Annotated in this window: 10 protein-coding genes and 1 pseudogene; all 11 read left to right on the top strand. The window is 53.2% G+C overall.

Going from position 1 to position 11112, the window contains the following annotated elements; all coding sequences use genetic code 11:
* Positions 1-1182, top strand: a 1182-nt coding sequence (gene nrdD / locus HOLDEFILI_RS11270) for an anaerobic ribonucleoside-triphosphate reductase (RefSeq protein WP_006059819.1), incomplete at its 5' end; no start/stop codon positions are given.
* Between the two features lie 150 nt (positions 1183-1332).
* The gene (deoC, locus tag HOLDEFILI_RS11265; protein WP_039864824.1) at positions 1333-2040 is read left to right on the top strand and encodes a deoxyribose-phosphate aldolase; all 708 of its coding nucleotides are present in this window, start codon (positions 1333-1335) and stop codon (positions 2038-2040) included.
* Complete coding sequence (gene nagA, locus HOLDEFILI_RS11260) at positions 2037-3203, top strand: N-acetylglucosamine-6-phosphate deacetylase (protein WP_006059817.1); 1167 nt, start codon at positions 2037-2039, stop codon at positions 3201-3203. Before deoC ends, nagA begins: the two co-directional genes overlap by 4 nt.
* Before the next feature lie 135 nt (positions 3204-3338).
* On the top strand, positions 3339-3881 hold the full coding sequence (locus tag HOLDEFILI_RS11255; RefSeq protein WP_006059816.1) for a DUF3783 domain-containing protein: 543 nt from the start codon (positions 3339-3341) through the stop codon (positions 3879-3881).
* 98 nt (positions 3882-3979) lie between these two features.
* On the top strand, positions 3980-5155 hold the full coding sequence (locus HOLDEFILI_RS11250; RefSeq protein ID WP_006059815.1) for a MalY/PatB family protein: 1176 nt from the start codon (positions 3980-3982) through the stop codon (positions 5153-5155).
* Positions 5156-5543: 388 nt separating this feature from the next.
* Positions 5544-6113, top strand: coding sequence for an HD-GYP domain-containing protein (locus HOLDEFILI_RS11245; protein ID WP_006059813.1), 570 nt, complete (start codon positions 5544-5546; stop codon positions 6111-6113).
* Positions 6114-6211: 98 nt separating this feature from the next.
* Positions 6212-8167 carry a S9 family peptidase gene (locus HOLDEFILI_RS11240; RefSeq protein ID WP_006059812.1) on the top strand — a complete coding sequence of 652 codons (1956 nt, stop codon included), beginning with the start codon at positions 6212-6214 and terminating at the stop codon, positions 8165-8167.
* 151 nt (positions 8168-8318) lie between these two features.
* Positions 8319-8582 carry a hypothetical protein gene (locus tag HOLDEFILI_RS11235; protein ID WP_006059811.1) on the top strand — a complete coding sequence of 88 codons (264 nt, stop codon included), beginning with the start codon at positions 8319-8321 and terminating at the stop codon, positions 8580-8582.
* A gap of 235 nt (positions 8583-8817) precedes the next feature.
* On the top strand, positions 8818-9525 hold the full coding sequence (locus HOLDEFILI_RS11230) for a hypothetical protein (RefSeq protein WP_006059809.1): 708 nt from the start codon (positions 8818-8820) through the stop codon (positions 9523-9525).
* Positions 9526-9608: 83 nt separating this feature from the next.
* Complete coding sequence (locus HOLDEFILI_RS11225) at positions 9609-10355, top strand: 4Fe-4S binding protein (RefSeq protein WP_050766968.1); 747 nt, start codon at positions 9609-9611, stop codon at positions 10353-10355.
* 283 nt (positions 10356-10638) lie between these two features.
* Positions 10639-11112 (top strand): annotated as a pseudogene (locus HOLDEFILI_RS11220) (3-deoxy-7-phosphoheptulonate synthase); the annotation flags it as partial.

Genomic DNA, 11112 nt, shown 5'->3' with positions numbered 1-11112 from the left:
GAAAGCACCGGTTCGGTCGGCGTCGTGACGATCAACCTGCCGCGCATCGCCTACCTGGCTAAGGACAAAGACGATTTCTACGCCCGGCTGGACCGCTTAATGGATATTTCCGCGCGGTCGCTGAAGGTTAAGCGTCAGATCATCACCAAGCTGCTCAATGAAGGCCTGTATCCGTATACGCGCCGGTACCTCGGATCGTTCGACAATCATTTCTCAACGATCGGGCTGATCGGCATGAACGAGGTCGGACTGAACGCGGCCTGGCTGCGCGCCGATCTGACGCATAAGGAAACGCAGGAATTCGCCAAGGAAGTGTTGAATCACATGCGTGAACGGTTAGTCGTGTACCAGGAAGAATACGGCGATCTGTATAACCTGGAAGCCACGCCGGCGGAATCGACGACCTATCGCCTGGCCAAGCATGACAAGCAGCTGTATCCGGACATCATCACCGCGACGGAGGAAGGCAACACGCCGTATTACACCAACAGCTCGCATTTGCCGGTCGGCTATACCGAGGATATCTTCGAGGCGCTGGACGTTCAGGATGAGCTGCAGACGCTGTATACATCCGGTACCGTCTTCCATGCTTTCTTAGGTGAAAAGCTGCCGGACTGGAAAGCCGCCGCTTCCTTAGTCCGCAAGATTTCCCAGAATTATAAACTGCCTTATTATACATTGTCTCCGACGTATTCGATCTGCAAAGACCACGGTTATATCGCCGGTGAGCAGTATGTCTGCCCGATCTGCGGCCGTACAACCGAGGTTTACAGCCGGATCACGGGTTACTACCGGCCGGTTCAGAACTGGAATGCCGGCAAGACGCAGGAATACAAGGAACGCAAGGTCTACGATATCGGTCATTCTGTGCTGAAAGGCCGTCAGGCGCTGAAAGAAGCGCCGGTCCAGCCGGAAAGCCGCGAGGAAAAGAGTGTGCCGTCTTCTTCCGCGGAAGGCCGGGTCCTGTTGTTTACGACGAAGACCTGCCCAAATTGCAAGATGGCGGGCCGGCTGCTGGAGAAAGCCGGGATCGCCTATGAGCTGATCGATGCGCAGGAACAGGCGCAGCTCAGCGAACGCTTCTCGATTATGCAGGCGCCGACGCTGGTCGTCGTGGATCAGAATTCCAACTGCGTCTACAAGACGAATAACGTGCAGGACTATATCACGCGGCAGCGCTGAGGAACAATCCCATTTTCCCATGTCAGGAGGATGGGATTTTTTATTCTGAAAATTGTGTCAATCTATGAATAATACTGGCATTCATGAAAGCGCTTCGTTATAATGAAAGCAGACAGAACGAAGATTGAAAAGAAAGCGAGGAACAGGAAGATGGAAGAAAAGTTAGAAGCGCAGCTGCGCGAATTGGCCGGGATGATCGACCATACGATACTCAAGCCGGACGCGACAAAACAGAAAGTGCTGGAGGTTTGCCAGGAGTGCCGGGATTATCATTTCAAGATGATCGCGATCAACTCCTGCCAGGTGACGCTGTGCCATCATGCCTTAAAGGGCAGCGGCGTGCATGTGGGAGCGGCGATCAGCTTTCCGTTGGGCCAGACTGAACTGAATATCAAGCTGCTGGAAACGGAGCATGCCATCCGCCAGGGCGCAGACGAGATCGATTACGTCGTCAACCTGACAGAGCTGAAAAGCGGCAACTGGGATCTGGTGCGCAAGGAGATGGACCGGATTACGCGGCTGTGTCACCAATATGGCAAGATCTGCAAGGTCATCTTTGAAACATGTTATCTGAGCGAGGAAGAAATCATCCGCCTGGCGCAGATTGCGCGCGAGGTGAAGCCGGACTTCATCAAGACCTCAACCGGTTTCGGTCCGGCCGGGGCGACGGCCAAGGACGTGTTCATCATGAAACATGAAGCGGGCGAGGACGTCCAGGTCAAGGCGGCCGGGGGCATCCGTTCCTTAGCGACGCTGCTGGAAATGAAGAAAGCGGGCGCGACGCGTTTCGGCACTTCCTCGTCGATCAAGATTATGGAAGAAGCCCGGAAACTGCTGGAAGAAGGCGGTACGCTGTGAAAACGCTGATCCATAACGCCCAGGTGATCGCCGACGGGTTTCGCGAGATTCCCTGCGGCGCGGTGCTGGTCGAGGAGGGAAAGATTGCCGCATTGATGCCGGAAGCCGAGTGGACGGCGCAGGCGGAGAATGCGGACGAGGTCATCGACGCGGAAGGGTTGATGCTGACGCCGGGCTTGATCGACATCCACATCCACGGTGCGGCCGGGGAAGATCTGATCAGCGGGAAGGCTGAGGCGGCGGAAGCGCTCAGCCGCAATGTCGTGATGGATGGCTGTACGGCCTTCATGGCTTCACTGACGGTCGTTTCGCACGAAAGACTGCTGGAAATTCTGCGCGGCTTGGCGGCGGTCACGGACTTGCCGGGGGCCGCGATGCTGGGCATTCATTCGGAAGGTCCGTATTTAAGCCCGGATTATAAGGCGCTGATGGATGAGCGGTATCTGCGCGATCCGTCGTTAAAGGAACTGCAGGAGATGGTCGAAGCCGCTCAGGGACGCTTGAAAGTGATGACGGTCGCACCGGAGCGGACAGGCATGGACAGCTTGATCCAGGCCGCAGTGCAGGCGGGAATCACCGTGATGGTCGGCCATACCAATGCGACCAGCGCCGACGTTCACCGCGCCAGTCTCGCCGGGGCTGCCGGCTTCACCCATTTATACAATGCGATGAGTCAGCATCTGCATCGCGATCCCGGCACGGTTACGGGCGCGTTTCTAGAGGAAGGGATGAAGGCGGAGCTGATCGCGGACGGCTTCCATGTCGATCCTGAGGTTGTCCGGATGACGTGGAAGCATTTCGGTCCTCAGCGGCTGGTGCTGATCACCGACGCGATGCTGGGCAAAGGGATGCCGGATGGCGACTTCGAGTTCAGCGGACTGCATTGCCGCAAGCACGGCCAGCATGTTCAGGTAGTGGAAACCGGCCGGCGCGCGGGATCGGCGATCGGGATGAACGACGCGGTGCGGATGATGGGCGAGATGTGCGGCTGCACACCATGCGAGCTGGTTCAGATGGCTTGCGTGAATCCGGCTTCCTTAGCTCAGGCGGAAAATCGTAAGGGCCGCCTGGCAGCCGGGATGGATGCCGATCTGGCGCTGTTTGACAAGCAGTGGCAATGCCGCGCGACGATGGTGGAGGGCCGCTGGGTTTACCGCCGTTAATCCGCAGGTTCTATTCATTGTAAGAGCGTCGGGAAACCGAAAGTGCTTTCCAGGGTAAAAAATAAATTTTTGAGTTTAGGATTGGATATTCTTTCCAGCTTCGGGTATAATACAAACCACTGGAGGCATGAAACTATGAAAAAAGCGATTTATTGTTATAACATCGACGATGTCGATCAACATATTTTAGAGACAATCACCGCCCCGATGAACATCGAGCTGGGTTTATTGGACGACGGCATGCTGAAGATGACGGTCGAAGAGATCCTGCAGCGGCAGCCTGCCAGCAATCAGGACTGCACGCGGTTTGATATTTCGTTTATGTTGATGGACGAGCTCAGCGATGAAGAGATGAAGCAGATTTTAAGCGCAGGCGAACAGGCGCACTGGCACTTTGATCCGATCAAGATGTTCGTGACCGAGCACAACCGTCTGTGGACGCTGGAAACGCTGTTTGGCGAAGTGATGAAGGAACATCAGCTGTTTGCCAAGGCCGAGCAGGTCGCCGCGATTCTGCGCCGCGCAGATCAGCTGGATTTGAAAACCTGGCCGGCAGAGCAGGCGGAACGCCTGAATATCGCGCTGATGAAAGGCTACATGTTGTTAAAGAGCGGCCGCTTTGACGAGGCTCAGCTCGATCAGACGCTGAGTGAACTGACGCAGGCGATGGGGGAATGAATTTCATTCTCCCTTTTTGATTTTGACTTAAAAACTCGCAGGTAAGCTACCATTCTTGAATAAATTATGCTAAACTGGGAGAGCAGAGGTGAATAAATATGAAATATAATTTTGATCAAGTGACCGACCGCAGCCATACTGACGCCACAAAATGGTATGTCGTACAGGAAACGCTGGATATTCCCGACGTGACGCCGTTGTGGATCGCGGATATGGATTTCGCGGTTTCCGATCCGATCCAGGCCGCGCTGAAAAAGCGCATGGAGTGCCCGGCTTACGGATATACGGAACGCGGTCCGATTTATACGCAGGTCATGGCGGACTGGTTTAACCGCCGCTATCAATACGGTGCGGATCCGGAAATGATGATGATGTCGACCGGCGTCATGTATTCAGTGTCCGCCGCGATCCGGCTGTTCAGCCAGGAAGGGGATAAGATTCTGATTCCGACCCCGGCTTATGAACCGTTTGTCGACAAGACGCTGTCCAACCGCCGCGTGCCGACGCTGTGTCCGATGCACGAAGAGGATGGCTATTATACGCTGGACTTTGAGGACATGGAGAAGAAAATTGACGAGCAGACGAAGATTTTCATTCTGTGCAATCCGCAGAATCCGACCGGCCGCGTCTATACGAAGACGGAACTGGAACAGATCGCCGCGTTCTGTGAGAAGCATCAGCTGAAGATTATCGCTGATGAAATCCACGCCGATTTCGTCTTTGACGGTCAGTTCACGCCGATCATCAACATTAACGACTACACCCGGCAGAACACGATCGCATGCGTTTCCTGCACGAAGTCGTTTAATCTGGCCGGCTTGAAAATCTCCGGCGTGATCATCAAAAATCCGGAACTGTTCCAAGCGTTTAAGGCCGAAGCTGTCAACGTCGGCATCGCAAGCATCAATATCTTCGCGCTGGAAGCGATGAAGGCTGCCTATCAGTTCTCTGAGGACTGGATGGATCAGCTGCTGGAATACATCAAGGCCAACCGGGATTACGCCGACGAGTTCTTCCGCACGCGGCTGCCGATGATCAAAACGCGCAAACCGGAGGGAACGTATTTCTTCTGGCTGGATATGCGCGATTGCGGCATCGAGTGGGAGAAACTGAACCAGACCTGCATCGAGGAAGGTCACGTCTATCTGTCCGAAGGCAAATTCTTTGGCGAGGACTATCTGGGCTTCGAGCGGCTGAATCTGGCCAGCCCGCGCGCCCAGCTGCAGACGGGATTGGAAAAGCTGGAAAAAATGGTTCTGGCGCATCAGAAATAAAAGCTGAGTAAAGCGAAGTAAAAAGCGGCTGCAGCCGCTTTTTGTGTTGCCTAAAAAGAGCGAAGAGCGGCAACGGGAAAAATGAAATTGCGGCCGATCCTGATTTCTGCGTCCATTTTTCCTTTTCATTCAGGAAAAACATTGCCTCGAAAATCAAGGCGGCTATGATAAAATAATATTGTTAAATCGATACGCGGTCAGAGGCCCTCCCTTTCTCTGCCGGCGTATCTTTTTTTCATCGTTTTTTTGCCTGGAATGTTTCCGGTATGCATGTGTCTGTCTGCTTAGACCGGGAAAAGATCTTGGTTTAAGCGTATCTTTCTTTTGAATGTTAGTTTAAGCCGCGGTCTTTAGTCCATACTGCTGAAAAAGAAGGACGGGATCGCACATGAAATATACATCGCCGCGACAGGCGTTCATCGAAGCCTATTTGTCCGCGCTGCGTTTGCGGGATCTGGAAACCTGCCGCCACAGTCTGCGCGTCAGCCGGCTCGCTTATGAAATGGCCCGGGAGCTGGCGTGGTCCGAGGATCGCTGCCGTAAAATAAAAGAAGGGGCGCTGCTGCATGACTTAGGCAAGCTGGCGACGCCCGATGCCGTACTGTTAAAACCGGGCCGCCTGAACGAGCAGGAATGGCGGCAGATGCGCAATCATCCGGCCGAGGGCGCGCGGCTGGTCAGTCCGACGCCGCTGAACGATCTGACGCCGATGATTCTGCAGCATCATGAGCGCTGGGATGGTGGCGGGTATCCGGTCGGGTTAAAAAGGTCGGAGATCTGCGAGGAGGCCCGCGTGCTGGCACTGGCGGATGCCTACGACGCGATGATCTGCCGCCGCCGCTATCATGATCCGCTGCCGCCGCGGGAGGTTTTGCGCCGGATTGAAGAAGGCCGGGGAACTCAATTCGATCCGGAATTGGCCGATTCCTTTCTCACGCTGCACCGGCCGCTGCGTTAACCCTTTGAAAATTAAATGATAATAAATGAAAGTCGGCTGATTCAAATTGACATCGCTTTCATCCCATTGTAAACTGAGGATCAGAAGGAGATACTCGAATGGAAAAATTTGAACTGAACGATTTTAGAAAACTTCGCGGCTTAAGCGAGGTGACCTTTTCGCCCGACGGCCGGCACATCGCCGTCGTCGTCAAGTCCTGCAACGAACAAGACGGCTATGACTTTACAATCTGGGCCCGCGCCGAGGGCGGGGAATTCCGTCAGCTGACCAGCTTCGGCAAGGAAAGCAGCTATTTGTGGGACGACGAGAACACGCTGATGTTTTTATCGCTGCGCGATCCGGCGGATCAAAAGCGCGCTGAGGCCGGCGAGGAATTGACCGGCGTTTACCGCTTACGGCTGGACGGCGGCGAGGCGGTCAAGGCGTTTACGCTGCCAATTCAGGCGGGAAAGCTGGAAAAGATTAAGGACGGCCTGTATTTGGTCACGGCCCGCTGCGACGCCAATTTGCCGGATTATTATAAGATGAGCGCCGAGGAGCGCAAGCAGGTTGCCGAGGATAAGAAAAAGAACGCCGAGTTCCACGTCCTGGACGAAACTCCGTTCTGGTCCAACGGGACGCCGGGCTTTACCAGCAAGATGCGCACGCGGCTGTTTCTCTACGATGAGAAAAAAGCGGAGCTGACCCCGTGCAGCGATCCGTTATTTCAGGTGGAAGCCAGCGCCGTCGTCGATCAGAAAATCTACTATTCCGGCTGTGCGTACACGCTGCGCACCAAGCTGCAGAAGGACGTCTGGTGCTACGATCTGAATACCGGCGAAAACCGCCAAGTCTACGTCAACGAAGGCTTCGGCAACCGCAGCCAGAATGTCGCGACCGACGGCAGCCGGGTCCTGTTCTGCGCCGCCAAGGGCGAGATCTGGGGACAGAACGAACATCCAAATTTCTATGAGCTCGATCCGGCTTCAGGCACGCTGACACTCTTAGCGGAAGCGGATCTGTCCTACTATCTTGCCAAGCCGAAAGACGGCGCGCTGTGGATCAACGGCAACGACCGCGTTTCCAATAATCTGTTCTGTTTCGGCGCGGATAACGAACTAAAGAAGATGTCCGACTGGAACGGCGATATCGGCAGCTTTGACATCCATGGCGATCAGGCGGTCATCTCCGGCAAACAGGGAATGGAGTTTGATGAAGTCTGGATGATCGATCTGAAAACGCGGGAAGTCCGCTGCCTCAGCGATTTTAATCATTCGTTCTTACAGACGAAATCGGTCAGCGAATGCGAACCGCTGACCATCGCCAGCCATGATTGGGATGTCGACGGCTGGGTCATGAAGCCGGTTGATTTTGATCCGGAAAAGACGTATCCGGCGATTCTGACAATTCACGGCGGGCCGAAGGGGGCGTATCACGGGACATTCGGCATTGATATGCAGACGTGGGCCTCCGCCGGTTACTTCGTCTTCTTCTGCAATCCGATCGGCTCCGACGGCCGCGGCAATGAATTCGCGGAAATCCGGGAAAAGCACGGCACGGTCGACTATGAAGATATCATGAACTTCACTGATGAAGTACTCAAGCGCTATCCGCAAATCGATCCGCAGCGGATGGGCGTGACCGGCGTTTCCTACGGCGGCTATATGACCAACTGGATCATCGGTCATACCGACCGCTTTAAGGCGGCTTCCAGCCAGTGTTCCGTTGTCAACTGGGTTTCGATGTACGGCGTGTCCGACATCAGTATGGAATTTGTTCCGGATCAGATGGGCGGCTCGATCTTTGAGAAAACGCAGACCTATTGGGATCGTTCGCCGCTCAAATACGCGTGCAACGCTGTGACGCCGACGCTGTTCATCCAGCCGCTGGCGGATTTCCGCTGTCATCTGTCCGATGGTCTGCAGATGATCACGGCGCTGATGGACAAAGGCGTGGAAACCCGCGTCGTCTGCTTCGACGGCGATCACCATGGCCTGAACAATTTCGGCAAGCCATCGCATCGTGAACGCTCCTATTCTGAAACGCTGAACTGGATGGACAGCCATCTGAAATAAGTTGCATACCGGCCGCACAGGTTAAATTGTGCGGCTTTTTCAGTAAAAAACGAAAAATTTTAACTTTTTTAACGTTTTTGGAAGGCATTTTGGATTTTTCCGCAATATTAATTATGGAGACATGAATTCCAAAGAAAGGTAGGTATTGCGAATGCACGAAAAAAACACAGTGGAAAAGGATTGGACGATCATGCTGCTGAAGGAGGTTATGCGCCAGACGGGGATGGATGAGGCCGAGCTATGCCGCAAAGCCCGGCAAGCTCCCGACTGGATGGAACGGCTGAGACGGAAGGAGGAAGAAGCAACACTGCAGGATTGCTTTGCGCTGGCAAGCGCTCTGGATCTGTCCTTACATGAATTTTTTATCCGGTTTGATGAAGATGAACGGAATAAAACTTGTCAAATGATGAAATAGTATTCATTTCCGCGAGCTTAAAGGATTAAATTCAGAGGAAATTCGGAGAAAAAGATTGGAATGATTTGAAAAGCACTTTTTAAATTGAGAGGAAAGGCTGAAAAAGTGACGATTGTCACTTTTTTAGTCTTTTCTCTATGTAAAAACACAACAATTATTGTAATTTGTTATTTTCAATTATAGGGGTTGCTGATATAATTTACCTGGCGTTAATTATAATTAAAGGAGTAATGGAATGGGAGCTAAAATCACAGATTACAAATCGCTGATTGAAAACCTGAAAACCACGGCGGCTCAAGCCGGCGATTCTTATTTGGAATGCTCGGCAAAAGAACTGATGGGCAAGCTGAACGAAGGCAATGCGACGCTGATTACCTGCTGCAGCGCGATGCGCCAGTGCATGCTCAGCGGTGATGAAATGATCGTTGCGCCGACGGGCAAGAAAAATGTCAGCACAAAGATGAAGATTCGTTATTACCTGAATGATCTGGACAGCCGTGAAAGCGCGTATATTCCGAAAAAACGCGGCCGTAAAGCTGGATCCACATTGAAGAAAACCCCGGGTCTGAAGCGGAATCCCAAGACCGGAAAGCTGGAAGCTAAATTTAACAAAGCGTATATGACCCAGTCTCTGCAGAACTGGCTGGATAAGAAAAAACTGGCTTACGAAGAATTGGAAGACGCCTACCTCGTGCAGACGCCGGAAGGTAAATGGCTGATTGAGGTTGATTATGAAAAACGCGGCAAGAAGCAGACGTTTAATTCGAAGATGTACTCGCTGATCAAAAGGATGGATCCGGATATCGCCAAATATTCGATTCTGATGGAATCCAAGATTTCCTCCAAGCAGGAATGGAAACAGCTGAGCGATTACATGAAAAGCCGCCTTGGCATTTCGCTGATCTTTGTGAATCATCAAGGGAAGGTTAAAGAATACCGCTAACCATTGCAGCCTGCAATCCGACGGAGGACGTTCATCTCCGTCTTTTTTGTAAAATCCGGTAAGCGGATAAAGGAGGAAGTTTAATGCGTTTAGTCACAATGAAATTCAGCGCCTCGCAGACAACGGCCAAGGTCGTCGATCAGCTGTGTGCTGGTTTGGGACTGCCGCGGCGGGATCTGAACTTGAACGAAGGCGCCAGCCTGGGACCGCAGGATTGTCTGATCGCGGCTTTTCCCGTTTTTTCCGGAAGACTGCCGGCGTTTTTCAAAGTCTGGATGGATCAGATTCAAGGCCGGGACACGCCGGCGGTGGCGGTCGTCGTCTATGGCAACCGGGCCTATGAGGATGCGCTGCTGGAACTGAGCGATGCGCTGGAGGCTGGCGGGTTCACCGTCGTCGGCGCAGCCGCGGTCGTTGCGCAGCATTCGATTTTTCCCGCTGTTGCCAACGGCCGTCCGGATGCCGCTGATGCAGCCGGAATTGCCAACTTTGCCCAGACTTTGCTTGAGAAGGGGCTGGATGCCGCCCATCCGATGACTTCCCCGGTTCCCGGTCAGCGTCCGTACCGGAAAATTACGGCGCTGCCGCTGAAACCCCAAACGAATTCCCGCTGTCTTCGCTGCGGCCGCTGCGCTGTGGTCTGTCCGGTTCAGGCGATTGATCCTGCTCAACCACGCTTAACGGATAAGACTCGCTGCGTGTCCTGCACGGCTTGCATCCAAGTCTGTCCGGCCGGTGCGCGGCAGTTTCCGCCGGCGCTCTATTATCCGGCCCGGCTTGTTTTCCAGCAGAAGATGAAACAACCCCGTCAGCCGGAATGGTTTCTGTAAGCTCGGGCCGCCGAAGCCTGCCGGACAGACAGGAAATCCGAAAATGTAAAAATCCTGTAAAAAACAAATGAAAGTATTGCTTTCAAACTGAAAGTCATGTAAACTAAGAGTCAAGGAGTGATATTCCATGCTTAAATTCAATCTGAACCACTCTTATTATTATTATTATCGATAGACCAATGTAACCCAAGATTCCTTGGAATTTTCGCGTTATATTGGTTCAACAAAACATCAAAGCGAATTTGATGTTTTTTATTTTTTAACGGAAAAGAGGAGAAAACGTATGATTTTAACCGTAAAAAAAGATTGTGACCGCAACGAACTGCAGCGACTGATGAATCAGCTGGAGAAAAAAGGACTGGAACTCAATTTCAGCGAGGGCGCCAACTATATCGTTCTGGGACTGGTCGGCGATACGACCGCGCTGGACGTCGACTGGCTGAAAAGCTTTACCTGCGTCAAGGAAGTGACCCGGGTTCAGGCTCCTTATAAAAAGGCCAACCGATTGTTCCATCCGGAAGATTCCGTCATTGACGTCAGCGGCGTTAAGGTCGGCGGTCAGGAGAAGATCGTCGTGATTGGCGGTCCCTGCTCGGTCGAAGGCGAGGAAATGATCTGCGACATCGCCCAACAGGTCAAAGACGCCGGCGGCGTGATGTTGCGAGGCGGCGCGTACAAGCCGAGAACCTCACCTTACGCTTTCCAGGGGATGGGCACCGAAGGCATTCTTGCGATGGTCAAGGCGCGGGAAAAGACT

This window comes from Holdemania filiformis DSM 12042 (genome assembly GCF_000157995.1).
GTDB classification, from domain to species: Bacteria; Bacillota_I; Bacilli_A; order Erysipelotrichales; family Erysipelotrichaceae; genus Holdemania; species Holdemania filiformis.
This window is presented reverse-complemented; position numbering and strand designations above follow the sequence as displayed.

What these genes read in the sequence shown, in the direction of transcription:
- deoC (WP_039864824.1), top strand. Translation starts at nt 1,333, where the DNA reads ATGGAAGAAAAGTTAGAAGCGCAGCTGCGCGAATTGGCCGGGATGATC.
- HOLDEFILI_RS11255 (WP_006059816.1), top strand. Translation starts at nt 3,339, where the DNA reads ATGAAAAAAGCGATTTATTGTTATAACATCGACGATGTCGATCAACAT.
- HOLDEFILI_RS11250 (WP_006059815.1), top strand. Translation starts at nt 3,980, where the DNA reads ATGAAATATAATTTTGATCAAGTGACCGACCGCAGCCATACTGACGCC.
- HOLDEFILI_RS11245 (WP_006059813.1), top strand. Translation starts at nt 5,544, where the DNA reads ATGAAATATACATCGCCGCGACAGGCGTTCATCGAAGCCTATTTGTCC.
- HOLDEFILI_RS11240 (WP_006059812.1), top strand. Translation starts at nt 6,212, where the DNA reads ATGGAAAAATTTGAACTGAACGATTTTAGAAAACTTCGCGGCTTAAGC.
- HOLDEFILI_RS11235 (WP_006059811.1), top strand. Translation starts at nt 8,319, where the DNA reads ATGCACGAAAAAAACACAGTGGAAAAGGATTGGACGATCATGCTGCTG.
- HOLDEFILI_RS11230 (WP_006059809.1), top strand. Translation starts at nt 8,818, where the DNA reads ATGGGAGCTAAAATCACAGATTACAAATCGCTGATTGAAAACCTGAAA.
- HOLDEFILI_RS11225 (WP_050766968.1), top strand. Translation starts at nt 9,609, where the DNA reads ATGCGTTTAGTCACAATGAAATTCAGCGCCTCGCAGACAACGGCCAAG.